The sequence below is a fragment of the Rhodococcus cercidiphylli genome (assembly GCF_033042225.1).
Taxonomy (GTDB): domain Bacteria; phylum Actinomycetota; class Actinomycetes; order Mycobacteriales; family Mycobacteriaceae; genus Rhodococcoides.
Genome location: NZ_JAWLKE010000003.1, coordinates 480005 through 503609, shown reverse-complemented (window position 1 = coordinate 503609; position 23605 = coordinate 480005). Strand labels below are relative to the sequence as shown.

At 65.3% G+C, this 23605-nt stretch carries 21 protein-coding genes and 1 riboswitch; of the genes, 13 read left to right on the top strand and 8 right to left on the bottom strand.

Features of this window, described 5'->3' with window-relative positions:
• Positions 1–67 precede the first annotated feature (67 nt).
• Together R3P95_RS09495 and R3P95_RS09490 are read right to left on the bottom strand one after the other, a co-directional pair.
• On the bottom strand, positions 68–2098 hold the full coding sequence (locus tag R3P95_RS09495) for an ArnT family glycosyltransferase (protein WP_317548176.1): 2031 nt from the start codon (positions 2096–2098) through the stop codon (positions 68–70).
• Complete coding sequence (locus R3P95_RS09490) at positions 2095–3351, bottom strand: bifunctional glycosyltransferase family 2/GtrA family protein (protein ID WP_317532510.1); 1257 nt, start codon at positions 3349–3351, stop codon at positions 2095–2097. Before R3P95_RS09490 ends, R3P95_RS09495 begins: the two co-directional genes overlap by 4 nt.
• A gap of 114 nt (positions 3352–3465) precedes the next feature.
• On the opposite strand from R3P95_RS09490, the gene R3P95_RS09485 reads away from it, so the two are divergent.
• The gene (locus R3P95_RS09485; RefSeq protein WP_149404970.1) at positions 3466–3891 is read left to right on the top strand and encodes an HIT family protein; all 426 of its coding nucleotides are present in this window, start codon (positions 3466–3468) and stop codon (positions 3889–3891) included.
• 10 nt (positions 3892–3901) lie between these two features.
• Here R3P95_RS09485 and R3P95_RS09480 read toward each other — a convergent pair whose 3' ends face one another.
• The gene (locus tag R3P95_RS09480) at positions 3902–4426 is read right to left on the bottom strand and encodes a winged helix-turn-helix transcriptional regulator (protein WP_317548175.1); all 525 of its coding nucleotides are present in this window, start codon (positions 4424–4426) and stop codon (positions 3902–3904) included.
• A gap of 74 nt (positions 4427–4500) precedes the next feature.
• Here R3P95_RS09480 and R3P95_RS09475 point away from each other — a divergent pair, with 74 nt between their 5' ends.
• The gene (locus tag R3P95_RS09475) at positions 4501–5916 is read left to right on the top strand and encodes an MFS transporter (protein ID WP_317548174.1); all 1416 of its coding nucleotides are present in this window, start codon (positions 4501–4503) and stop codon (positions 5914–5916) included.
• Here the strand turns inward: R3P95_RS09475 and R3P95_RS09470 are convergent.
• Both R3P95_RS09470 and R3P95_RS09465 read right to left on the bottom strand, forming a co-directional pair.
• Complete coding sequence (locus R3P95_RS09470) at positions 5899–6555, bottom strand: response regulator (RefSeq protein ID WP_149404967.1); 657 nt, start codon at positions 6553–6555, stop codon at positions 5899–5901. The two genes, R3P95_RS09475 and R3P95_RS09470, sit on opposite strands and share 18 nt — an antisense overlap.
• Positions 6552–8216: a sensor histidine kinase gene (locus tag R3P95_RS09465; protein ID WP_149404966.1), complete on the bottom strand. Its 1665-nt coding sequence runs from the start codon at positions 8214–8216 to the stop codon at positions 6552–6554. Before R3P95_RS09465 ends, R3P95_RS09470 begins: the two co-directional genes overlap by 4 nt.
• A 170-nt stretch (positions 8217–8386) precedes the next feature.
• On the opposite strand from R3P95_RS09465, the gene R3P95_RS09460 reads away from it, so the two are divergent.
• From R3P95_RS09460 to R3P95_RS09450, 3 genes are read left to right on the top strand one after another with little or no spacing between them, the layout of a single operon-like run.
• Positions 8387–9772, top strand: a complete 1386-nt coding sequence (locus R3P95_RS09460; RefSeq protein WP_317548171.1) for a CitMHS family transporter — start codon at positions 8387–8389, stop codon at positions 9770–9772.
• A 33-nt stretch (positions 9773–9805) separates the two neighbouring features.
• The gene (locus R3P95_RS09455) at positions 9806–10216 is read left to right on the top strand and encodes a universal stress protein (protein WP_068055827.1); all 411 of its coding nucleotides are present in this window, start codon (positions 9806–9808) and stop codon (positions 10214–10216) included.
• A 14-nt stretch (positions 10217–10230) separates the two neighbouring features.
• A complete protein-coding gene (locus R3P95_RS09450; protein ID WP_317548300.1) occupies positions 10231–11334 on the top strand; it encodes an AbrB family transcriptional regulator in 1104 nt (367 codons plus the stop codon).
• Here R3P95_RS09450 and R3P95_RS09445 read toward each other — a convergent pair.
• Together R3P95_RS09445 and R3P95_RS09440 are read right to left on the bottom strand one after the other, a co-directional pair.
• Positions 11314–12699: a sensor histidine kinase gene (locus R3P95_RS09445; RefSeq protein ID WP_317548299.1), complete on the bottom strand. Its 1386-nt coding sequence runs from the start codon at positions 12697–12699 to the stop codon at positions 11314–11316. The genes R3P95_RS09450 and R3P95_RS09445 overlap by 21 nt on opposite strands.
• Positions 12700–12725: 26 nt before the next feature.
• Positions 12726–13433 (bottom strand): response regulator transcription factor, encoded by a 708-nt coding sequence (locus R3P95_RS09440; RefSeq protein WP_068055814.1) that lies wholly within the window; start codon positions 13431–13433, stop codon positions 12726–12728.
• Between the two features lie 151 nt (positions 13434–13584).
• Between R3P95_RS09440 and R3P95_RS09435 the strand changes: the two genes are divergently transcribed.
• From R3P95_RS09435 to R3P95_RS09400, 8 genes are all read left to right on the top strand, one after another.
• Positions 13585–14535 carry a permease gene (locus R3P95_RS09435; RefSeq protein WP_317548170.1) on the top strand — a complete coding sequence of 317 codons (951 nt, stop codon included), beginning with the start codon at positions 13585–13587 and terminating at the stop codon, positions 14533–14535.
• Complete coding sequence (locus R3P95_RS09430) at positions 14532–15269, top strand: TIGR03943 family putative permease subunit (RefSeq protein ID WP_317548169.1); 738 nt, start codon at positions 14532–14534, stop codon at positions 15267–15269. Before R3P95_RS09435 ends, R3P95_RS09430 begins: the two co-directional genes overlap by 4 nt.
• Before the next feature lie 45 nt (positions 15270–15314).
• Positions 15315–15377, top strand: a riboswitch (guanidine-III (ykkC-III) riboswitch).
• 11 nt (positions 15378–15388) lie between these two features.
• Positions 15389–15703, top strand: a complete 315-nt coding sequence (locus R3P95_RS09425; RefSeq protein WP_068055819.1) for a DMT family transporter — start codon at positions 15389–15391, stop codon at positions 15701–15703.
• 32 nt (positions 15704–15735) lie between these two features.
• Entirely contained in the window at positions 15736–16539 is an 804-nt protein-coding gene (locus R3P95_RS09420) for a hypothetical protein (protein ID WP_037194493.1), read from the top strand.
• Between the two features lie 209 nt (positions 16540–16748).
• Positions 16749–17885 carry a multiple monosaccharide ABC transporter substrate-binding protein gene (gene chvE / locus R3P95_RS09415; RefSeq protein ID WP_317548168.1) on the top strand — a complete coding sequence of 379 codons (1137 nt, stop codon included), beginning with the start codon at positions 16749–16751 and terminating at the stop codon, positions 17883–17885.
• 8 nt (positions 17886–17893) lie between these two features.
• Positions 17894–19432 (top strand): multiple monosaccharide ABC transporter ATP-binding protein, encoded by a 1539-nt coding sequence (mmsA, locus tag R3P95_RS09410; RefSeq protein WP_149404961.1) that lies wholly within the window; start codon positions 17894–17896, stop codon positions 19430–19432.
• Positions 19429–20760 carry a multiple monosaccharide ABC transporter permease gene (gene mmsB / locus R3P95_RS09405; RefSeq protein ID WP_068055806.1) on the top strand — a complete coding sequence of 444 codons (1332 nt, stop codon included), beginning with the start codon at positions 19429–19431 and terminating at the stop codon, positions 20758–20760. Before mmsA ends, mmsB begins: the two co-directional genes overlap by 4 nt.
• A gap of 72 nt (positions 20761–20832) precedes the next feature.
• On the top strand, positions 20833–21843 hold the full coding sequence (locus R3P95_RS09400; RefSeq protein ID WP_317548167.1) for a LacI family DNA-binding transcriptional regulator: 1011 nt from the start codon (positions 20833–20835) through the stop codon (positions 21841–21843).
• A gap of 113 nt (positions 21844–21956) precedes the next feature.
• Here the strand turns inward: R3P95_RS09400 and R3P95_RS09395 are convergent, their stop codons facing one another.
• Entirely contained in the window at positions 21957–23528 is a 1572-nt protein-coding gene (locus R3P95_RS09395) for a PucR family transcriptional regulator (RefSeq protein WP_317548166.1), read from the bottom strand.
• Positions 23529–23605: the final 77 nt, after the last annotated feature.

The following is a 23605-nucleotide window of genomic DNA, read 5'->3' as shown; positions in this document are numbered from 1 at the left end:
CTATCTGCTCGACGCGAAAGCGCCCCGCACCTGTCACGGCGCGGGGCTCTTTCGTGGTGGTTCGGTGTTACTGCGTGAGGTCGTAGAACGTCACGTTGTCGACCGTGGTCGCGGTGAAGTTCTCGGTGACCCAGGCGGAGATTTCTGCCGAGGTCCCCGATTCCATGCCCGGCATGCCGCCGCTCCCGATGAAGTAGTGGATCTCGCCGTCGGCGACGTACTGCTGGAATTCGGCGAGGGTCGGCGAGGGGTCGGTGCCGTTGAATCCACCGACCGGCATGACGGGGTCCTCGGTGGCCAGTTGGTAACCCGCAGCGGTGTTGGCTCCGATGGCCGCTGCCACCCAGGTGTACGAGTCGGCGTCCTGTTCGAGCATCTCGGTGATGGCCGCAGTCGGTGCACTGCCTTCGAGCAGACCACCCATACCGCCGCCCATACCCCGACCCGTCCCGCCCATGTCGGCCCCGCCGGCAGCCCCGGCCTGACCCGGGAAACCCGCAGGCGGTTGCATTCCAGCAGGTATCTGAACCCCGGCCGGCAACTGCATCCCGCGCTGTCCGCCCCGGCCTTCGCCCATACCGCCGAATCCGCGCATGCCGGTGTTCGGACCGGCCGAGACGATGGCTCCGGTATGCGGTGTGCCGATCGTGTCGACCGCGTAGGCAGTCGGTCCGGCGAGTCCGGCGAACATCACCGCCAGGATCGACGCCGCAGCCAGCCTGCCGCGAGTCAGTGCCGGGATCAGCAGCGCGACGGCCGCCCCGATTCCGACGACGAGAATCGCCCACTTCAGCCACGGCACGAAACTCTCACTGCGACCGAGCAACACCCACGCCATCGCGACGGTCGACGCCACTGCGACGGCCATCGCGATGCGCACCCAGTAGGTGTCGCGTCGACGCCACAGCACCACACTGCCGATGCCGACGAGAGCAGCGACGGCGGGCGAGAGCGCAACGGTGTAGTACGCGTGGAAGATTCCGGCCATGAAGCTGAACGTCAGACCGGTGACCAGCAACCACGATCCCCAGACGATCAGCGACGCGCGTTGCACGTCTGTCCGAGGGGCTCTGCCGCGCAACACGAGTCCGACGACGAGCAGGATCAACGCAGCCGGGATCAACCAGGCAATCTGGCCGCCCTGGGAGGCGTCGAACATGCGGAGGATGCCGGTCTCGCCCCAGATGCCACCGGGCATCCCACCCGCCATGCCCCCGGCCGTGTCGCCGCCCATACCGCCGCGGCCGGGGGTGACACTTCCGGTCTCGTCGCCACTGAGGCGACCGAATCCGTTGTATCCGAGCGTGAGTTCGAGGATCGAGTTGTTCTGCGAGCCACCGACCCACGGCCGTGAGGACGCCGGCCAGAATTCCACGATCAGAATCCACCATCCGGCCGAGACGATCATCGCGCCCAGCGCGCCGAACAGCTGCCACAGCCGGGTGAGGAACTTCGGCGGCCCGGCGATCAGATAGGTCAGAGCCAGCGGCGGTACGACGAGCATGACCTGGAGTTGCTTGGTGAGGAAGCCGAATCCGACGAACGTGCCGGTGATCAACAGCCACTTGGTCTTTCCGGTCTCGACGCCTCGCAGCAACGCCCACACCGAGGCGATCATCAGCAGCACCAACAACGCGTCGGGATTGTTGAACCGGAACATCAGTGCGGCAACAGGAGTCACGGCAAGTACCAGGCCTGCGAGCAGACCGGCCGAGCCGCCGAATCGACGCTTGACGGTAGCGCGCAGCAGTGCCACGGAGGCGACGCCGAGAAGAGCCTGGGGTACGAGCATCGCCCAGGTGTTGAGCCCGAAGATGCGTACCGACAACGACATCAGCCACAGCGACATCGGGGGCTTGTCCACGGTGATCGAGTTGGCGGCGTCGGAGGATCCGAAGAAGAAGGCCTTCCACGACACCGAACCCGCCTGTATCGCAGCGGAATAGAAGGAGTTGGCCCAGCCCGACGCGCCGAGTCCCCAGATGTAGGCAATGCCGGTTCCGAAGAGCAGGGCCACCAGCCCGATCAATTCCCAGCGCGGGGAGGTCACCGGTGCAGAATCGGCAGCCGCGGAGGGCCGCTCCATCGTCGTCGTCACAGGCTCTTCTCCGAACTCGCGGACTCCGAGCCTGCGTCCAGTGAACTACGGAAGACCCACCGCAGGGCGACGAATCGACACACGGTGGCAACGAGATTGGCGACGATGAGCACGGCGAGTTCGACGTGCCGGGACACATCGGGAACCCAGGCGTGCAGCACGGCGAGCGATCCACTGGTGACGAGAAGTGCGAAGCCGAAGATCGCCAGCCCCTGCAGTTGGTGTTTGCCCGCACCGTCGGGCCCCCGGACGCCGAAGGTGAAGGCACGGTTCGCCGCGGTGTTGAGCACAGCGGTGATCAGCAGCCCGAAGAAGTTCGCGGCCTGCGCGCCGATCAGGGAATGGAGCATCAGGTACAGCAGTGCGTAGGCGAGGGTGCTGGCGATGCCGATGATGCCGAATCGCACCATCTGGCTGATCATTCCGTGCGGTACTCCGGGCACGAGCGGCTCCCGTCCCAGGCTTCGGCGAAGTTCGGCGACCGGCAGTACACCGGTGGCGAGGGCACGCCCGACGCGCCAGCAGCCCTGCAGGTCCTTGACGGCGGTGTCGACGATGTTGACGCTGCTGTTCGGGTCGTCGACCCAGTCCACGGGCACCTCGTGGATGCGCAGGCCGACTTTCTCTGCGATGACGAGCAATTCGGTGTCGAAGAACCACCCGGTGTCTTCGACGAGCGGCAACAGCTGTCGGGCGACGTCGGTGCGCATGGCCTTGAAACCACACTGCGCATCGGAGAAGCGGGCGCGCAGCGAAGTACGCAGAATGAGATTGTAACTGCGCGAGATGAATTCACGTTTCGCACCGCGAACCACTCGGGACGATCGGTTGAGCCGCGAGCCGATGGCGAGGTCCGAATGACCGGACATCAACGGTGCGATCAGCGGCATCAGCGCATTGAGATCGGTGGACAGATCGACGTCCATGTACGCCACCACATCGGCGTCCGACGCCAGCCACACTGCTTTGAGTGCCCGGCCCCGCCCTTTCTCGTCCAGATGATGAACCTGGACTCCATCGATCTCGTCGGCGAGTCGACGTGCGACAGCGAGTGTTCCGTCGGTACTGGCATTGTCGGCGATCGTGATCGAGGACCGGAACGGGATTCGGTCCTCCAGATGCTCGTGGAGACGACGAATGCACTGTTCGAGATCGGCCTCTTCGTTGTATACCGGAATGACCACCTCGAGAGTGGCCGTGGCGTTCGAGCCGGGCCGCTGGCCTGCTGCTCGTGCGAGGGAATTCGTTGTCATGACGACAACGATCGGGCCCGGACCTTGAATCGCCCTGCGACCGACCTGGCAATTACCTGGGAGCCACGCCCACTGGTACGGCCCCGGTCGAGTCGGGTAGGGCATCCTGTTCCCATGGCTTCCATTTTCAGCAAGATCATCGCCGGTGAGATTCCGGGGCGTTTCGTGTGGCAGGACGACGACGTGGTTGCGTTTCTGACGATCGCGCCGCTCACTCCGGGCCACACGTTGGTGGTTCCGCGTGAGGAGATCGACCAGTGGCAGGACGTCGACGGTGCCGCGTTCGCCAAGATCACTGCCGTCGCGCAGATAATCGGTCAGGCCGTCAAGACCGCGTTCGATGCTCCCCGCGCCGGTCTGCTGATCGCCGGGCTCGAGGTCCCGCACCTGCACCTGCACGTGTTTCCGGCGTACGACATGGGCAACTTCGACATCTCCGGTGCCGATCCGAATCCGTCGGCGGAGTCGCAGGACGAGGCCGCAGCCAAGCTCCGAGCAGCGCTACGCCGGCTCGGCCACGAGGCTCACGTCCCGAACTGACGCATCTCGCTCAACGCAGCGGCGTCAACAGCCGCCGACGCGTCCGAAGCTGCATCGAGACCTCGTCGGATCGGGTGTCGGGGTCGTAGCCGGGGCCGATGTCGGTGTCGATGTCGTGCGGCCCCGGCGCGACGCCGCATTCGGGGCACAACCCCAGTGGCCCGAGGTCGGTTCCGCAGTCCGCGTGCAGGAATCGTCGACGCTTCCCTGCGGGTTTCGCGGTCTGTTCCTCACCCCAGTAGCTCAGGGCGAACACCGCGGGCCACAGTCCTTCGAGGGCGGTGGTCGGAACGTAGTTCTCGCGCCCGCCCTCCGATGAGCGTGCTCGTCGTTCGAGCAGCCCGGCGTCGACCAGCGCGCCGAGTCGTTGTGCGAGGACTGCTTTGGAGATGTCGAGGTGGACCTGGAAATCACCGAAGCGTCGGACGCCGAAGAAGCAGTCGCGCACGATGAGCAAGGTCCATCGCTCACCGACGAGTTCGAGGGCACGGGCCAGGGAGCAGTCCTGGCGGGCGTAGTCGATTCCGAGTGCCATGGGGCGATAGTACAGTCTGTTGACCGAACCAAGTTGGGCGTTTACAGTTCGATCACCAGACCACAAGGACGACGATGACCGATACTGCACCCTCGCCCACCGGCACCGCGAACAGCGCCCGCGCGCTCGCCATCGCAGCGCTCGGCACCCTGCTGACCCTGATGGCGTTCACCGCACCGCTCGCGACCATCAACAGCACCGCAGTCGATCTGATGTCCGACGCCGCAGGACGCACCTGGATTCTCAGCTCCATGAGCATCGGCCTCGCCGCGGCGTTGCTCACCACAGGTACCGTCGCCGACGACTTCGGACGTCGCCGCACGTTCGCTCTCGGCGCGGTGGTCCTGGCCGTCGGCGCAATCGTCTGCGCACTCGCCCCCAACACGCTGATCTTCGTCCTCGCCCGCATCCTGCAGGGCCTCGGCGGCGCGGCCGTCGTCGCGTCGAGCCTGGGCATCATCGCCCACACCCACCCGGCCGGTCCGGTGCGCGCGAAGGCCAGCGGGGTCTGGGGTGCGAGCGTGGGTGCAGGCATCGCTCTCGGCCCTCTGCTCGCCGCCGTACTGGATCGCTCGGCGAGTTGGCGTACGGCCTATGTGGTGCTCGCGATCGCCACGCTCGCGTTGGCCGCCGCCGCGCATGTGCTCGTCGAAGAATCCAGGTCCGACGCCCCCCGCGGCCTCGATCCGGTCGGCGCGCTGCTGTTGGCGACGGGCATCGCCGCGTTGCTGGCGGCCTTGGTCGAGGGCAGGCAGGGCTGGACAGCCATGGCCCCGATCATCTTGTTCGTGCTGGCCGCCCTGTTACTGGGCGCGTTCGTGGTCCTCGAATTGCGCAGTGCCGCTGCGATGCTCGATCTCACCCTCTTCCGACACCCACCGTTTCTGGCCGCCACCGTCGCCGCGCTGGCCACCGGCGGCGGCATCATCGCCCTGATGTCGTACATGCCCGGATTCCTCGGAACCGTGCTGGGGATCGACGCGCTCGGTGCCGCCCTGCTGCTGTTCGGTTGGTCGGCCACGTCCGTGGTCACCGCCTTGCTGGCCCGCAGGCTGCCCGCGTCGCTGAGCGGTCGAACGCAACTCGCCGTCGGGCTGGTGGGCGTCGCGATCGGCATGCTGATGCTGACGGGGTTGTCCGAGAACGCCTCCTGGCCACGATTGCTTCCCGGCCTGCTCGTGGCCGGAGTCGCCAGCGGGGTGCTCAACGCTGCGCTCGGCCGCGAGGCGGTGGCCAGCGTTCCCGCCGGACGAGGCGGCATGGGCAGCGGTGCCAACAACACTGCGCGTTACGTCGGGTCCGCTATCGGGGTCACCGTCGTTGCGGTGGTTGCCGTTCCGGCCGGGAGTGGAGCCGGCGGAATGACCCAAGCGATCAGCCAGAACGAAGCCGGCGGACTGGTGCAGGGCTGGAACACCGCAGCTTTGGTCACCGCTGCGATATCGGTTCTCGGGGCCGTGGTGGTGTCGTTCTCACGCACCGGGCGCTAGCGAGTATTCCTGCTCCGGCCTCCCGGTCGATCCGTAACGCAGCTGCATGCGCAACCGGCCCTTGGACACCAGGGTCGCCAGATAACGCTGCGCTGTCGCGCGTGAAATGCCGATGGCTGCAGCAACTTCGCCCGCGGACATCGGGTCGGCCGTCGTGCGCACCGCGTCGAGCACCAGGTCACGGGTCACGGACTGCGAGGACGGCAGCGGCGCGGCCGCGCGCGGGCGCAGCGCGTCGAGTCCGCCGTCGATGTCGGCCTGGGTCAGCTCCTCCGAACGGTCCAGAGCAGTCCGGTACGTCAGATACCCGGTGAGGCGGTCGATCAACGCCGATCGCGGAAACGGCTTGATCAGATACGTCCAGGCACCCGCGGTCATTGCCGCGCGCACCGTCTGTTGATCGGCCGCCGCCGAGAGCACCACTGCGTCGCAGGCGAGTTCGCGCACCAGGTCGATTCCCGATCCGTCGGGCAGATAGACGTCGACCAGCGCCAGATCGAACGACTGCGACGACGCCAACTCCCGAGCCTGAGCGACACTCGTCGCGACTGCGGCGACCTCGTAGTTGTCGAGTGAATTCACCAGTGCCGCATGTAGATCCGCAACCCGGAAATCGTCGTCCACGACCAGCACTCTCATTGCGAGACCTCATCTGCCTGTAGCGCATCCGGTATCGACGCGATGAACACCGCGCCTCCTCGTTCGTTCTCCTCGGTGATCTGCCCACCGGCATCGGCCAGCGTCACGTCGCCGCCGCGGGTCCGCGCGATCTGCCGACTCAGCGCCAGGCCCACTCCCCGACCGCCCGGCGATTCTTCCGTCGACTTGGTCGAGACTCCCTCGACGAACACCTGCTCGGGTGCCAGGTCCACCCCGTCGCCGGAATCGAGAACCACGATGTGCAACGTCGAACCGTCCTGCACCAGTTCCACTTCCACCTCGGCCGGCCGCCTCACTCCCAGCCTGGCAGCATCGATCGCATTGTCGACGAGATTGCCCAGCACCGTGGTCACGTCGACGGGGACGGCCACTTCGCCGCCGACCCAGGTGTTCTCCCCCAACACCAACCGCACTCCGCTCTCCCTCGCATGCGCGGCCTTCGCCGTCAGAAACGACCGCAGATAGGCGTCGGACACGGCGTCGATGCCCTCGATGGATTCCGATCTCGGTCCGACACCGAGAATCTCGTCGATGTACTGCGACGCCCGATCCGGGTGACCCTCGTGCAGCAGTCCACTGACCAGATGCATCCGATTCGCGAACTCGTGACGCTGCGCGCGCAGCACAGCGGACATCGACTGCACCGCATCGAGCTGACGTGTCAGCGTCTCCACATCGGTTCGGTCGCGCACGGTCAGCACCGTACCCAGATCACGATTGTCGCGCAGTACTTTTCGGGCGGCCGCAATGACCACGACCTCGTTCACGGCCGCGAGAACCGGCTCGGACGTCGGCGATTCGATGACCTCGAGCAGCCTCGGGGTCAGACCGATGTCCTCGATGCGCATCCCCGGCTTACCGTCGATCGAGAGCAGGGTGCGCGCCTCGTCGTTGACGACCGTGACGACTCCATCGGGGTCGATGGCGACGACACCCTCACCGATCCCGTGCAACACCGCCTCTTGTTCCCGGACCAGTTCGGCGAGCTCCTCCGGCTCGAGCCCCAGAGTCAGCCGTTTCCATCTGCGCGCCAACAGAGTCGAGCCGATCAGCCCGAGCAGCAGTACGGCACCGGTCACCAACGCGCCGTTGATCAGATCTTTCACCAACTCGGTGCGCACGGCCGTCGTGGAGATCCCCACGCTCACTTCACCGATCACCACGTCGGTCGAACCGAGAGCCAGTACAGGCACTTTCGCGCGCACGGAGTCGCCGAGGGTGCCGCGCTCCTGCTCGACCACCTCGTTGCCCGCCAGCGCCCCCGACGGATCCGTACTCACCCGCTGACCCAGAACTGTCGGATCGGGATGCGCCAACCGCAGACCCCGATCGTCGGTGATGACGACGAACAGTGCGTCGGTGCGCATTCGGGCACCCTCGGCTGCACGCTGCAGTGCTCCGCCTGCCAACACTCCCGCAGGCGCGGCGTCGGTGCCTGCGGTGTCCACGGCAGAGAACTGCTCGACGAGCGAACGCACCTCCGGGTCCGACGCCACCGTCCGCGCAACGGCCAGTGCACGTTCGCCGTATTCCTCGCTCGCCTGGCTGCCACTACTGATGGCGAAGACCCCGAACGCCACCGCCAGAGCCACTGCCACCAGCGCTGCCTGCAACAACAGCACCTGAGTCCTCAATCGCACCCACCCAGGCTATGCGCCGAGCGGGCTCGAGCACAATGCGCAAAAGGCTCTTTTCGTTGCTTGCGCGGGTAGTGCGCACAACAGCGAACATGTGATGCCGGTTACGTAACTTCAGTCACAACACGTAGTCCAACCGGACCCACCTCACACATTTCGAGAAGGAGTGCACGATGTTGGTGATACTCGGCTTCCTCATGGTAGCCGCCTTCATGTTCTTGATCCTGACCAAGAGAGCCACGCCCGTCGTCGCACTCACCCTCGTACCCGTCATCTTCGGTCTGCTGGCCGGCGCCGGGCTCGGCATCGGTGACATGATCACCGACGGCATCAAGTCTCTGGCCCCCACTGCAGCCCTGCTGTTCTTCGCCATCATCTTCTTCGGAATCATGATCGACGTCGGACTGTTCGACCCGCTGGTGCGCGGCATCCTGCGCCTCGTGCGAAACGACCCGATGAAACTCGTTGTCGGAACAGCCATTCTGGCCATGGTCGTCTCGCTCGACGGTGACGGCTCCACCACGTTCATCATCGTCACGTCCGCGCTGCTGCCGTTGTACCTCAAACTCGGTGTCAGCCCGGTCATTCTGACCGTCGTCGCCGGTCTCGCCAATGGCACGATGAACATCATCCCGTGGGGCGGCCCGACGGTGCGCGCCGCATCCGCTCTCGGTATCTCCCCGTCCGACGTCTTCGTTCCGATGGTTCCCTCGATGATCGTCGGCCTGATCATCGTGCTGCTGTTCGCCGTGCACCTGGGCATCATGGAGCGTCGTCGCATCGGCAAGCTGATCTACGAACCCGAACTGGTGGCCTCCGGTGGCGGCGGCAGTATCCGCAAGGGCGGCAAGGGAACCGGCGGATCAGGCACCGGCGGATCGGACGACTCCGGCGAATCGGGTCAGTTCTTCGACGGCCTGGACCCCAATCGCGACACGCTGCGCCCGAAGTTGCTGTGGTTCAACGCTGCTCTGACGGTCATCCTGCTCGTCATCCTCGTCATGGACATCCTGCCCATCCCTGTGCTGTTCATGATCGCTGCCTCGATCGCTCTGACGGTCAACTTCCCCAAGGTCAAGGAACAGGGCGACGCGATCGCACGGCACTCGTCCTCCATCGTCTCCGTGGTCGCCATGGTGCTCGCCGCAGCAATTCTCACCGGCGTCTTCCAGGGCACCGGCATGGTCGAGGCCATGGCCGAGTGGCTGCTCAACGTCATCCCGGCGGGCATGGGCCCGTACCTGGCCGTCATCACCGGCGTCCTGAGCATCCCACTGACGTTCTTCATGACCAACGACGCCTTCTACTTCGGCATCCTCCCGGTGTTGACCGAGACCGCGAGCAAGTACGGCATCGACCCCGTCGAGATGGCCCGTGCGTCGATCACCGGTCAGCCCGTCCACCTGCAGAGTCCGCTGGTTCCGGCCATCCTGCTGCTGGTCACCCTCGCCGGAGTGTCGCTGGCCGATCACCACAAGAAGGTGCTGTGGCGAGCGGTGGTCGTCTCCCTCGCGATGCTGGCCGTCGGCATCCTCCTCGGCCAGATCCCGTTCGGCTGATCCCCCACCCCACTCGTCGTAGGAGAAACTGTCATGACCGTTGGCGTACTGCACAACAATTCACCCGAGGGCCGCGCAGCGTTGGCGGCCGCAGTGCGAGAAGCCCGCATTCGAGAGACGGACCTCGTCGTCCTGCACGCACTCTCCGGATCGGCCGAGCCCTCCGCCGAGGCAGCCGAGACGCAGGCAGTGTCCACGTCGGTGGAGACCGCACTGGCCGATATCGATCACGCCGACGCCGTCTCCTGGACCGTGGCGGTGGGCCGGCCCGATCCCGATGCCGTCAACACCCTGCTGACCTTGGTCGAAGAGCAGAAGTCCGAGATCCTGGTGGTCGGCTCCCGACACCGCTCGGCGGTCGGAAAGTTCTTGATGGGACAGACCATTCAGCGTCTGCTCCTCGAGATTCCGGTCCCGGTTCTTCTGGTCAAGTCCGGAGCGTGAGTGCTCCGAAACGGATGAGACGAATACTGGGGAACAGCCTCCGATGGATCGGCCTCGCGGCCGTATCCGTCGGGGGCTGGGCCCTTTTCGCGGCCCTGGGCCTGACGGCACCGTCGTTGTTCGCGGCCCTCGTCGTCGCCGTGGTGTTCGCTCTGACCGGCCTCGGCCCGGCTGCGGTACCGCGCCCGGCGTCGATGGCAGCACAGGGCACGCTGGCCGTCACCATCGGCCTGATGCTCGACACCGACACTCTCGGCGCGTTGGGCGAGAACTGGATTCCCGCCGTTCTCGTGGGTGCGGGCACGCTGATCGTCAGCGCCGGTTGCGGCGCACTGCTCGCCCTGCACCGCGATGTCGACCCCGTCACCGGAGCACTGTCCCTGATCGCCGGTGGCGCAACGGGTCTGGTGTCCATCGCCCGAGAACTCGGCGGGGACGAGCGGATCGTGGCCGTGGTGCAGTACCTGCGCGTCGCGCTCGTGGTGGTCACGATGCCGCTGATCGTCACGTTCGCGTTCCACACCGACACCGGCGGCGGAGCAGGCGCGGACGATACGGCGACAACGCCCTGGTACATCGGCACGGCCTTTCTGATCGCCGCCGTCATCGCCGGAATCGTTGTGGCGCGGCTCATCCGACTGCCCGCGCCGGCGACGCTCGGACCGCTGATCGTCGCCGGCGCCTGCGAACTGCTCGGATGGCCCGTGGACATCTCGGTACCCACGGTGCTGCTGCCGGTGGCGTTCATCGTCATCGGATGGCAAGCGGGGCTCGCCTTCACCGTGTCGAGCCTGCGGGCCATCGGTCGCATCTTCCCGTGGGCCGCACTGCTGGTGCTCTCGATCGGGTTGGTGTGCGCGCTGTTCGGCTGGGCGCTGTCTGCGATCACCGGGGTCAGCATGCTCACCGGGTACCTCGCGACCACACCCGGCGGCCTGGCGGCTGTGCTCGCCGTGTCGGCGACCACGGGGTCGGATGTCACCTTCGTCGCATGTGTGCAGGTGATCCGACTGGTGTCGATGCTCGTGGCCGCGCCACTCGCCGCAGCCGCGTACACGAAACTGGCCGAGCGCAAGAAAGCCAGGACGGCAAGCGAATCAACCGTCGGCGCGGGGTAATTCGACCCGGAAGGTCGCACCCTGACCGGGGGTACTCTGCACCCGAACGGTGCCGTTGTGCGCCGCGACCAAGGCCGCGACGATCGAGAGCCCGAGCCCGCTGCCGCCGCTCTCGCGCGTCCGGGAGGAGTCGGCTCGATAGAAGCGCTCGAACACGTGCGCCGCCTCTTCCTCGCCCAGACCGGGGCCGGTGTCCTGGACTTCGAGCAGCACCGAGGACTGGGTGGTCCCGACGCAGACGGTGATCGACGCCGATTCCGGTGTGTGCCGCACCGCGTTTCCGACGAGGTTCGCCAGTACCTGCCGCAGGCGAGCGTCGTCGCCGCTGACCTCGGGTATTCCCGGCCCTGCCAACACTTTCAGCGAGATGTCCCGCGCGGGTGAGACCGCCTTGGCGTCGTGCACGGCATCGGCGGCGATGGTCAGCAGGTCGACGCGACGCATGTCGAGCGGGCGTTGCGCGTCGAGTCGCGCGAGCATCAGCAGGTCTTCGACGAGCAGGCCCATCCGCGCCGATTCGCCCTCGATACGCGTCATCAGCAACGAGATGTCGCTCATCGCGCCCTGCCGATAGAGCTCGGCGAACCCGCGGATCGTCGTCAGCGGGGTACGCAGTTCGTGGCTGGCGTCGGCGACGAAGCGGCGCATCCGATCCTCGGACGCACGAGCCGCCTCCTCCGAGGCCGCAGTTGCCGCGAATGCCCGCTGAATCTGCGAGAGCATTCCGTTGAGGGCCAACGACAATCGGCCCACCTCGGTCTTCTCACTCCACTCGGGAACCCGGCGATGCAGATCTCCGGCAGCGATGGCCGCGGCCGTCGTCTCCACTTCACGCAACGGTCGCAGACTGCGGCGCACCACGAAGTAGGCGATCACGGCCAGTGCCAGCAACACGGCGGCACCGATGTAGAACTGCAGCACCACGAGCCGGCTGACGGTCTGTTGGTTGGCGCTGAGCGACATGCCAACGGTGGTGGACCCCTCGCTGTTGGTCACTGTGATGACCCGCCACTCCTTCGATGGGTCGCCCTCGGAACCGACGGTCTTCGGAGTTGCCGACGGCGCACCGGAGAGGTCCGGAACACTCTCGGCCACATCGTTGATCGGGCCCCGGACGGTACCGTCGTTGGCCACGGACCGAACGAAGAAGTTCGTCGGCGGGCGGTTCGGGTTGGGTTCGTCGATCGGAAAGGGCGGGCGTTCGCCACCCGGTTTCGCCCATCCCTGGGACGCTTCGACCAGTTGACTGTCCAGGCGACGCATCAGGGAGGACTCGAGCGACGACGTCACCGCCACACCGGACGCCAGCAGACCCAACCCGACCAGGAGCAGCAACGCCGCGACCAAGGTGAAACGCAGCGGCAGGCTCCGAATCCGACCTCGAACGGCCGTCACCGTGGCTGGCGCATGACGTAGCCAACGCCTCGCAGCGTGTGAATCAAGCGAGTGTCTCCGGTATCGACCTTGCGACGTAGATACGACACATACGACTCCACCACTCCCACTTCACCGCCGAAGTCGTAATGCCACACGTGATCGAGGATTCTCGGCTTGCTCAGCACGGTTCCCGCGTTCACCATGAAGTACCGCAGCAGCGTGAACTCGGTGGGCGAGAGCGAGATCGGCTCGCCTGCCTTCCACACCTCGTGGGTGTCGTCGTCGAGTTCGATGTCCGCGAACGCAACTCGCGACGGCTGCGCGTCCTCGCTCTTGCCCGACCGGCGCAGGATCACTCGGAGTCGGGCCACCACTTCCTCGAGCGAGAACGGCTTGGTGACGTAGTCGTCCGCACCGAGGGTCAGCCCGGTCACCTTGTCTTCCACCGAGTCACGCGCGGTCAGGAACAGGGCAGGCGCATCGATTCCGTCGGCCCGCAGGCGACGCAGCAGACCGAACCCGTCCATGCCGGGCATCATCACGTCGAGAATGAGAGCCTCGGGCCTGAAGTTGCGCGCCTTGTCGAGAGCCTCGGGACCGGACGACGCCGTCGCCACCTCGAATCCCTGATACCTCAGGCTGACCGACAGCAGTTCGACGATGGTCGGTTCGTCGTCGACGATCAGGACTCTGGCCTCGGGTGTCTCGCTCACGGTGTCCATCTTCGCGCGAGATGCTGCTCGTTCGCTGGACTCTCGCTGTGAGGTTCCTGTGAGCCACCGACAACACAGCCCAGCCACAAGGGGCATGATGGCAGCGATGCTCGACGCGAAGACCGACGGCCGAATCAGGACTCGGCCTCCCGTGTCATCCATGCACGTATTCGCAACTCTGCTCGTATTGGGCATCGTCTTCGGTGCCGATATCGCGCGGTGGGTGGACTCGTCCCCCGCGCTGAAGACCGGTGCGACGGTGTTCACCGGGATCTTCGTGCAGGCGACGCCGTTCCTGGTGCTCGGAGTACTCGTCAGCGGAAGTATCGCCGCGTTCGTCTCTCCGTCGGTGCTGCGACGAGTGGTCCCGAAGAACGAAACGGCTGCCGTCGGAGTGACGGGACTGGCCGGAATGGCGCTGCCCGGTTGTGAGTGCGGTGCCGTTCCCGTCTCGCGTCGGCTGATGGATCAGGGTGTTCCGGCATCGGCCGCCCTCGCGTTCCTGCTGTCGGCACCGGCGATCAACCCGGTCGTCCTGGTCTCGACCGCGGTGGCTTTTCCCGGCGAACCCGGCATGGTTCTCGCGCGGTTCCTCGGCTCGCTCGCCACCGCATTGGTGATGGGTTGGCTGTGGACCCGGATCGGCAAGGCGGAGTGGATCACCGCGCGGCTGGCCGATCGCGGACACGATCACGACCGCTCGAAGTGGGAGACGTTCCGCGAGTCGGCGCGTGCGGACCTGCTTCAGGCCGGGGCATTTCTCGTGTTCGGTGCGGCGGCCGCCGCCCTGCTGCATCTGGTGATTCCGGACTGGGTGTTCGCCCATCTCGCCGGGCAGTTGCTGCTGTCGATCCTGGTGATGGCCGTACTCGCGGTGATTCTGGCTCTGTGTTCGGAGGCCGATGCGTTCGTCGCCGCCAGCATGTCGATGCTGCCGCTGCTGCCGCGGTTGGTCTTCCTGGTGGTCGGACCTGCCGTCGACGTGAAGCTGATGGCGATGCAGGCGGGCAGTTTCGGACGCGGGTTCGTCGCACGTTTCGCCCCGCTGACGTTCGTCGTCGCGGTCGTGTGCGCCTCGGTGTGCGGCTACCTCGTTCTGGGAGCGCGATGAAGCGCGAGGTGCAGAACCTTCTGCTGTTTCTCCTCGGCGGAGCCATGGTCAAGATCTCGTGGGACGGCAGCTTTGTGCGATACGTCAAACCGTCGCTGCATCCGTATCTGCTGACTGCCGGCGTGTTGATCGTGCTCCTGGCGGCCGCGTCGATCGTGGCCGACATCCGCCGCGGCGGGCCGGCCGACGACGGGCACGATCATGATTCGCGTCCGTACTGGCTGCTGTTGGTCCCGCTCGCGGTCATCCTGTTCGTCGCACCGCCCGCGCTTGGTGTCTCCGCGGTCGGCGATCGATCCGTCACCTCGGCGGCCGATCGTCAGCGGACAGCGTTTCCACCTCTCCCGAACGAGCTTGCGCCCGAGGTTCCGTTGCTCGATGTCGTACAACGCGCGGTCAGAGACACCGAAGGCAGCCTCGACGGACGGGAGATTCGCGTCACCGGATTCGCCGTCGCCACCGCGAACGGAGGCTCGCCGCGCGCCGACGGCACGACGGACGGCATCGATCTCGCTCGCATTCTCATCATCTGCTGCGCGGCCGACGCCAGGTCCGTTCGCATCCATCTCGACGCAGGTAGCGCGTCTCTCGACGACATTTCGGACGGCACCTGGCTGCAGATATCGGGGACCGTCGACGCGGCCACAGCGACGGAGGACACCGCGTTCACACCCACGATGACCGTCTCGACGGTCGAGCGAATCGACGCGCCCGCGAACACGTACGCGTACTGACAACCCGAAACCCATGGCCACTACCGACCCGAATTGGTACGATCGTACAAGTCACTTCCGACAATCGGACGAGCGCACCGTACCCGAACAGCGACAAGACGGTGCAAGGAGTGATTTTCGTGGCTTGGCTCATTCTCGTCGTCTCCGGCGTTCTCGAAGCGATCTGGGCGACCGCGCTCGGTAAGTCCGAGGGCTTCACCAAACTCGGACCGTCCGTCGTCTTCGGAGTCGCAGTGGTGCTCAGCATGATCGGTCTCGCGGTCGCGATGCGGTCGTTGCCCACCGGTACCGCCTACGCCGTCTGGGTGGGAATCGGTGCCACCCTCACCGTCGCGTACGCCATGATCACCGGCGAAGAAGCTGCGTCACTGCTCAAGGTGGCGCTTCTGGTCGGCATCGTCGGATGCGTCGTGGGACTGAAGGTTCTTCACTGATTTTCCGAGCTACGAGCAGTTACAGTAAAACGATGAATTGGGTGTCAGCGATCACACTGCCCGCGCGCGCCGGAATTGCCATCGCCGAGCAGGCGATCGGCGTCGCGGAGGTCGCGTTGGCCACCACCAGGATGGCCTTGGCCACCGGTGCATCCGGCACCGCAGGTGTCGCCTCGCTCGCCAATCCACGCGGCGGCACCATGCAACTGCTCGCCCAGCTCGGCCAACTCACCTCCGACGACCGCGCCCTGGGCAACGCACTCAAGGAAGGCGGACCCTTGGACCGCCTTCTCGCCCAGGGCGGCGTCGTCGACCGCCTCACTTCCGAGGACGGCACCCTCGAGCGGTTGCTCTCCCCGGGTGGCCCGGTCGAGCGAATTCTGGCTCCGGGCGGACCCTTGGACCGGCTGCTCGCCGAGGACGGACCGCTCGAACGACTGCTCGCCGAAGGCGGTCTGCTCGACCGCATCACCGCCACCAACGGACCGCTCGAACGACTGACGGCCAAGGACGGCCCGCTCGAGGTGCTCACGCGTCAGGACGGCCTGATCGAACGCGCCATCGCCGAGGAGGGCATCCTCGAGACGCTGCTCGCCGAGGACGGTGCCATCGAGCGATTGACGGCCAAGGGCGGACCGCTCGATCAGCTGGTCAAGCTGTCGGAGACACTGACGTCGGTGGCCCCGAACATCGAGCGGATGAGCATCTCGATCGACATCCTGCAGGATTCCGTGGAGATCCTCTCGGCTGCGGTCCACCCACTGGGCGAGCTGGTCGGCCGACTCCCGAGTCGCTGGCTCAAGAGCGGGAAACAGTCGGTTCACGAGTTGCACTGACGCCCCGGCCCCTCCGGCGAAATTCTCGACTCTCGGGGCTGCGGCGTCGACTTGTTGTTAGCGCTCACACTGGTGAGCGGGGGTGCGGAAAATAAACTTTGACAATGCCGATGTTATCGCTCACACTTTCGTCTTGATGTGATGTGCGGCACAGACGAGGCCACTCTCCACCAACTTCGAGATCTGATTTCACCGAGCAGGGAGAAACGATGAAGTTTCGACATCTACCCATGGCCGCGGCCGCGGTGGCACTGGCCATCACGGTCACCGCATGCGGATCGAGCACCAAGACGGCGGACGTCCAGCCGGCCGACGGCGGAAGTACGGCGGGCGCGCTGATCGGCGTGACGATGCCGACCAAGTCCTCGGCTCGATGGATCGCCGACGGCGACAATCTCAAGAGCGCGCTCGAAGGACAGGGCTACAAGGTCGATCTGCAGTACGCGGAGAACGACATTCCCACCCAGGTGAATCAGATCGAGAACCAGATCACCCAGGGCGCAAAGCTTCTCATCGTGGCTTCGGTGGACGGCACCGCGATCACCACCCAGTTGCAGGAAGCCAAGGACAACGGCATCGGCGTCATCGCGTACGACCGCCTCATCCGCAACTCCCCCAACGTCGACTACTACGCGACGTTCGACAACTACAAGGTCGGCGTCGACCAGGCCACGTCTCTGCTCGTCGGCCTCGGATTGAAGAACGAGGACGGCACCGACAAGGCCGACGCCCCAGCCGGTCCATTGAACATCGAGGTCTTCGCCGGTTCTCCCGACGACAACAACGCCACGTTCTTCTTCGACGGCGCGATGGAGACTCTGCAGCCGTACCTGGACGACGGAAGACTGAAGATCGGCAGCGGCGAATCCGACTTCGAGACGGCCGCCACGCTGCGCTGGGATCCCGCCACCGCGCAGAAGCGCATGGAGGACCTGCTCACCAAGACGTACTCCTCGGGCCAGAAGGTTCAGGGCGTGCTCTCGCCGTACGACGGCCTGTCGATCGGAATCCTCTCCGCGCTCAAGAGCAACGGCTACGGCACAGCAGGGCAGCCCTACCCCATCGTCACCGGTCAGGACGCCGAGGTGCCGTCGGTGAAGTCGATCATCGCCGACGAGCAGTACTCCACGATCTACAAGGACACCCGGCAACTGGCCGAGGTCACGATCGCGATGGCTCAGTCCATGCTCGACGGGCAGACGCCGGAGACGAACAACACGACGGACTACGACAACGGCGAGAAGGTCGTCCCCGCGTACCTGCTGCAGCCCGAGATCGTCAACAAGGGCAACTACGAGCAGCTGCTGGTCGAAGGCGGCTACTACACCGAGGATCAGTTGAAGTGAGTTCGGAGATGACGAGCCCGATCTTGGAGATGCGCGGCATCACCAAGACGTTTCCCGGCGTGAAGGCGCTGCAGGATGTCACTCTCTCGGTCGATCGCGGCGAAATCCACGCGATCTGCGGTGAGAACGGCGCCGGAAAGTCGACGCTCATGAAGGTGCTGTCGGGTGTGTATCCACACGACACATTCGACGGCGAGATCGTGTTCGACGGTCGCGCCTGCGAGTTCTCCGACATCCGGAGCAGCGAGGCCGAGGGCATCGTCATCATCCATCAGGAACTCGCGCTGAGTCCGTACCTGTCCATTGCCGAGAACATCTTTCTCGGCAACGAGCGGTCCAGGCGCGGGTTCATCGACTGGAACCGAACCAATTCCGAGGCCGCAGCCCTACTGAATCGGGTAGGGCTGCGGGAGAACCCGGTCACCGTGGTCAACGATCTCGGTGTCGGCAAACAGCAACTCGTCGAGATCGCCAAGGCGTTGTCCAAGGACGTCACGCTGCTGATTCTCGACGAACCGACTGCAGCACTGAACGATTCGGACTCGGCTCATCTGCTTGACCTGCTGCGCGGTCTGCGAGACGAGGGAATCACGTGCGTGATCATCTCGCACAAGCTCAACGAGATCGCGGCCGTCGCCGACCGCACCACGATCATTCGCGACGGCCGCACCATCGAGACGTTGGACATGCGCAGCCCCGAGGTCACCGAGGATCGCATCATCTCGCTGATGGTCGGCCGCGATCTCGAGCACCGTTTCCCACCACACGAATCCACTGTGGGAGAGGAAGTTCTGCGTATCGAGGACTGGACCGTGCACAGCCCGACCCAGCACGGCCGAACCGTCGTCGACGGAGCGAATCTGACGCTGCGCCGTGGTGAGATCGTCGGCCTGGCCGGGCTGATGGGTGCCGGACGCACCGAATTGGCCATGAGTGTCTTCGGACGCAGTTACGGCATCGACATCTCGGGGCGACTGTACAAGTACGGCAAGGAAATACACGTCAAATCCGTCAGCGACGCCATCCATCACGGAATCGCGTACGCCACCGAGGACCGAAAGCGCTACGGCCTCAACCTGATCGACGACATCAAACGCAACATCTCCACTGCGGCACTCGACAAACTGGTGACCGGTGGCTTCGTCGACGACAACCAGGAATACAAGGTGGCCGAAGGCTTCCGGAAGAGCATGAACATCAAGGCACCGAACGTCTCTGCCGTCGTCGGCAAGCTCTCCGGCGGCAATCAGCAGAAAGTCGTGCTGAGCAAGTGGATCTTCAGCGATCCCGACGTGCTCATCCTCGACGAACCGACGCGAGGAATCGACGTCGGCGCGAAGTTCGAAATCTATTCGATCATCAACGATCTCGCCGACGCTGGCAAGGCAATTCTGGTGATCTCCTCCGAGCTACCGGAACTGCTCGGGCTGTGCGACCGGATCTACGCGCTGTCCGCAGGCCGGATCACCGGTGAGGTGACTCGCGAGGACGCGACACAGGAATCCCTCATGCACCTCATGACCCGTGGAACAGGAGTACTTCGATGAACCAGCTGTCGACCGTACGGGGGCTGCTCACGCGAAACCTCCGCCAGAGCGGGATCTTCATCGCGTTCGCGTTGATCATCCTGCTGTTCACCGTTCTCACCGGCGGCCAATTGCTGGTCCCGCAGAACATCAGCAACATGGTGGTCCAGAACTCGTACATCCTCATCCTGGCCATCGGCATGGTCGTGATCATCATCGCGGGCCACATCGACCTGTCCGTCGGATCGGTTGTCGCGGCGACCGGAGCGATCTCGGGTGTGCTGATGGTTCAGCAGAACGTGCCGTGGCCTCTTGCGGTGCTCATCACGCTGATCATCGGCGGTCTGATCGGAGCCTGGCAGGGCTATTGGGTTGCGTACTTCGGCATTCCGGCATTCATCGTGACCCTGGCCGGCATGCTCATCTTTCGCGCGGTCACCCTCATCGTTCTCGGTAACCAGGGCATCGGACCGTTCCCCGGACCCGTACGTACTCTCTCCAACGGCTTCCTCCCCGGCTTCCTGGGCAACGTGGGACTCGGGCCGCTCGGGGGTGCGGACATCTTCACCCTGCTCGTCGCGATCCTCGCCGTTGCCGGAATCGTGTTCACGCAGTGGCGTTCTCGGACTGGTCGGCAGAAGTACGGCCAGGCCGTCGACGCGATGCCCCTGTTCCTGCTCAAGATGGTTCTGGCCGGCGGTCTGGTTCTCGCCGTCGCCGTCCAGCTGGCGCGCTTCAAGAACCTGCCGTACGTGCTGATCCTTCTCGCCGTACTGGTGATGGGTTATTCCACGCTGGCAGGCAGGACGGTGTTCGGTCGGCACGTGTACGCCATCGGCGGAAACATCCACGCTGCATCGCTGTCCGGTATCAAGGTCAAGCCGGTGACCTTCTGGATCTTCGTCAACATGGGAGTCCTGTCCGCCCTCGCCGGAATCATCTTCGCCGGCCGCCTCAACCAGGCCGGTCCCACTGCAGGCAACGGCTTCGAGCTCGACGCTATCGCCGCGGCCTTCATCGGTGGCGCAGCGGTGCAGGGCGGTGTCGGCCGCATCGTCGGTGCGCTCACCGGCGGACTCATCATCGCCGTGATCAACAGCGGAATGTCCCTCATCGGTTCGCCCAGCGAACGCGTTCAGCTGGTCAAGGGCCTGGTACTCCTCGCCGCAGTGGCATTCGACATCTGGACCAAGCGCCGAGCAGCGAGCGGTAAGGGCAACAAGGGCGACAAAGCTGCGCCTCCGAGCAGCTATCTAGGAGTGCCTGTGCCGGCCGAGATGTTCTCCGGTGCCGAGCCAGGCAAGCCTGCGCCCACCACGACCGGTTCCGCGGTGACAACACCCACGTAAACCACACAGTCGCGGGCACCACCGGCCCGGGCATGCTGTGATTGTCTTCGATCACGAAGGGAGGCTCGGAAGATGACACCCACTCGCGGACCCGCCATGACCGATGTCGCCCGTCTCGCCGGCGTGTCCCATCAGACCGTCTCCCGCGTCATCAACGGTCATCCCAACGTGACCGAAGCGACGAGAACCAAAGTGCATCAGGCGATCTCGGAACTCGGCTATCGACCGAACACTGCTGCTCGCGCTCTGGTGACCGGCCGCAGCAAGACCATCGGAATCGTGGGGACCGGAAACGCTCTCTACGGTCCGGTGTCGACGCTGTACAGCGTCGAGTACGCAGCCCGTCACGCCGGCTACTCCGTGGTGGTCGGCGTCCCCACCTCGTTCGACGAGGCAGCCATCATCACCTGTGTGCGCCGGTTGCAGAAGCAGGGTGTCGACGGCGTCGTCGTCATCGCGCCTCTGCGCACCGACGGCGGCGACATCGCCGATCTGGCCGGGGAACTACCACTCGTCGCCGTGGAGGGTTCGCCTGCCGGTGATCTGGCCGTCGTCTCGGTGGACCAGATCGCCGGAGCCAGGGCCGCAACCAGTCACCTGCTCTCGCTCGGACACAGCGCCGTGTGGCACGTTGCCGGACCGCTGGGGTGGTACGAGGCCGGCGACCGTGTCACCGGATGGCGGATGGCCCACGAGGAAGCAGGCATCGAACCGCCGCCCACCCTCGGCGGCGACTGGACCGCGAAATCAGGGTTCCGGGCCGGCAGCGAACTGGCCGTCGACGCCGACGTCACCGCAGTGTTCGCAGGCAACGACTCGATGGCACTCGGGGTGCTCCGCGCACTGAACGTCCACGGAAAGCGAGTACCGCAGGACGTCAGCGTGGTCGGCTTCGACGATGTTCCCGACGCGGAATTCTTCTCACCGCCCCTGACCACCATCCGCCAGGAATTCACCGACGTCGGCGTACGAAGCGTCGAAATTCTGCTCGACCAGATCGACACCGGAAACCGAAGCACCAGGCGTTCGAGCATCGAACCGACCCTGGTGATCCGATCCAGCACCGGCACCCCACGTGCATAGAACCTCGTAGCCTGCTACGAGTTTTCGCTCACTTGGGTCGTTCCGCGGGCTCCACTCCTGCTCACTTGGGTCGTTCCGCGGGCTCCACTCCTGCTCACGTGCGGCGAAGCCGCTCACAGACGCAGTTGGATCTCGACGAGTAGACGTGCGTCGGAATCGGTGAGATCGAGGTCCAGGATCTGCTCGACGCGGCGAATGCGGTAGCGCAGGGTGTTCGGGTGAATGTGCAATCGCTCGGCGGCAGCCCGAACGTCGCCGAAGCACGCCAGGTACGTTTCGAGACTCTCGCGCATTCTGGAGTCGTTGGTGGCGTCGTATCCGTCGAGGGCGGCGATGCGCGGGTCTCGCAGCTGTTCGTGATTGGTGATCAATTCCAGGATTTCGCCCAGCAACACCGAGGTTCTCGACTCCTCCAGCGTCGTGACCCGCACCTCACCGGTGGTGCCGTCGAGTACTCGGTCGACCTCGAATCTGGCCACGGCCACGCCCTCGAGGTCGGCGATCGGTGCCGCGACCGCAGCGCGCAACGCCAGCGAAGTGCGCGTCTCGATCCGTCCGACGGCGTCGGCGGTCCACGCCGAAATCCCCGTGCCCGACGCCACCCCGGGAAACAGTGCGTAGATTCTCTCGCCGATGGTGGTGACCAACGAGTCTCGTCGAAAAGCGCTGGCATGCAGTCGAACAGACGGTGCCAGGGCGCTGATCTCGAAGTCTCCGCAGGCCGCGAATCCGACGACAGCCGCGGAACCCGAGGTGGGTATCGACAGCGCAGACGCCAGCGACGGGACGTCGACTCCGCCGCCCCTGGCCCCGAGCAGGCGCTGAATCTGCAGGGCCTCGTTGGTCGGGGCGTTCGCGATGCGGGTGATCAGTCGGGCCGCGACAGCGGAGGCACCGCGCAGTACCGCGTCGGCGTCGGCGGCGAGCGGGAGGGAACCCTGCTGCACCCAGATCGTCCCGAGAGTCGTCGGGCTGCCGGTCATGCGACGAATCCCGACTGCGAGGCGTCGACGAATCTCCAGTTCGGTATCGGCCGGCACGTCGATCACGTCGTCGGTGCGGCGGAGTCGATCGAACACGCCACGCTCGTGCAGTCTGCGCAGATAGTCGGCCGGTCCTTCGCGTCCGAGAATCGACAGGGTGCGCAGCTCGTCGGCCGCGTCGTCGGATGCCGAGTAGGCCAACACGTGTGAGCGCTCGTCCTCGATGCTCACCATGCCCTTCGTCAGCGACGCCACCGTCTGCGCGAGTTCGTAGAGGTCGGTGTCGGCTCCGAACAGTCCGTCGTCGGGGCTCTGGGCTCGGGCCTGATCGAGAACTCCGCGCATCATCGACAGCAACAGCTCCCACCGTGTCTGCTGGTGCACCGCGACCAAGGCGATGCCGGTCTCCCTGGCACCGTGGGACAGCGCGGTCGAGGCGGCGACTTTGGTCAGCACCGCGAGTGGTCGGTCTGCGACCGGACGCAACGCGAGATCGTCGAACCACCGGATCACATCGGCCTCGGTCACGCCCACCAGCAGCGTCAGATCGGAGGATGTTCCCGGAGGTAGCCGCAGGTCGTCGGCATCGAGCAGCGCGACGGACTCGACGGCCATGTCCGTTCCGGCGGGCGCGAGGACGAGTTCGACGACGGCGCTGTGCAGCGAGGTCAGCATCGAACGCAGCGACACCGTATTGGCCATGAGGACAAGTAGATCATGAATTCTTTGGCCGATGAGCTGATTGAACGCGGTGTGGATCGGACTTCAATGAGCAGCAC

What these genes read in the sequence shown, in the direction of transcription:
- R3P95_RS09450 (WP_317548300.1), top strand. Translation starts at nt 10,231, where the DNA reads ATGAGACGAATACTGGGGAACAGCCTCCGATGGATCGGCCTCGCGGCC.
- R3P95_RS09435 (WP_317548170.1), top strand. Translation starts at nt 13,585, where the DNA reads ATGCACGTATTCGCAACTCTGCTCGTATTGGGCATCGTCTTCGGTGCC.
- R3P95_RS09480 (WP_317548175.1), bottom strand. Translation starts at nt 4,426, where the DNA reads ATGGCACTCGGAATCGACTACGCCCGCCAGGACTGCTCCCTGGCCCGT.
- chvE (WP_317548168.1), top strand. Translation starts at nt 16,749, where the DNA reads ATGAAGTTTCGACATCTACCCATGGCCGCGGCCGCGGTGGCACTGGCC.
- R3P95_RS09440 (WP_068055814.1), bottom strand. Translation starts at nt 13,433, where the DNA reads ATGGACACCGTGAGCGAGACACCCGAGGCCAGAGTCCTGATCGTCGAC.
- R3P95_RS09400 (WP_317548167.1), top strand. Translation starts at nt 20,833, where the DNA reads ATGACACCCACTCGCGGACCCGCCATGACCGATGTCGCCCGTCTCGCC.
- R3P95_RS09485 (WP_149404970.1), top strand. Translation starts at nt 3,466, where the DNA reads ATGGCTTCCATTTTCAGCAAGATCATCGCCGGTGAGATTCCGGGGCGT.
- R3P95_RS09470 (WP_149404967.1), bottom strand. Translation starts at nt 6,555, where the DNA reads ATGAGAGTGCTGGTCGTGGACGACGATTTCCGGGTTGCGGATCTACAT.
- R3P95_RS09455 (WP_068055827.1), top strand. Translation starts at nt 9,806, where the DNA reads ATGACCGTTGGCGTACTGCACAACAATTCACCCGAGGGCCGCGCAGCG.
- R3P95_RS09475 (WP_317548174.1), top strand. Translation starts at nt 4,501, where the DNA reads ATGACCGATACTGCACCCTCGCCCACCGGCACCGCGAACAGCGCCCGC.
- R3P95_RS09430 (WP_317548169.1), top strand. Translation starts at nt 14,532, where the DNA reads ATGAAGCGCGAGGTGCAGAACCTTCTGCTGTTTCTCCTCGGCGGAGCC.
- R3P95_RS09490 (WP_317532510.1), bottom strand. Translation starts at nt 3,351, where the DNA reads ATGACAACGAATTCCCTCGCACGAGCAGCAGGCCAGCGGCCCGGCTCG.
- mmsA (WP_149404961.1), top strand. Translation starts at nt 17,894, where the DNA reads ATGACGAGCCCGATCTTGGAGATGCGCGGCATCACCAAGACGTTTCCC.
- mmsB (WP_068055806.1), top strand. Translation starts at nt 19,429, where the DNA reads ATGAACCAGCTGTCGACCGTACGGGGGCTGCTCACGCGAAACCTCCGC.
- R3P95_RS09460 (WP_317548171.1), top strand. Translation starts at nt 8,387, where the DNA reads ATGTTGGTGATACTCGGCTTCCTCATGGTAGCCGCCTTCATGTTCTTG.
- R3P95_RS09420 (WP_037194493.1), top strand. Translation starts at nt 15,736, where the DNA reads ATGAATTGGGTGTCAGCGATCACACTGCCCGCGCGCGCCGGAATTGCC.
- R3P95_RS09395 (WP_317548166.1), bottom strand. Translation starts at nt 23,528, where the DNA reads ATGGCCAATACGGTGTCGCTGCGTTCGATGCTGACCTCGCTGCACAGC.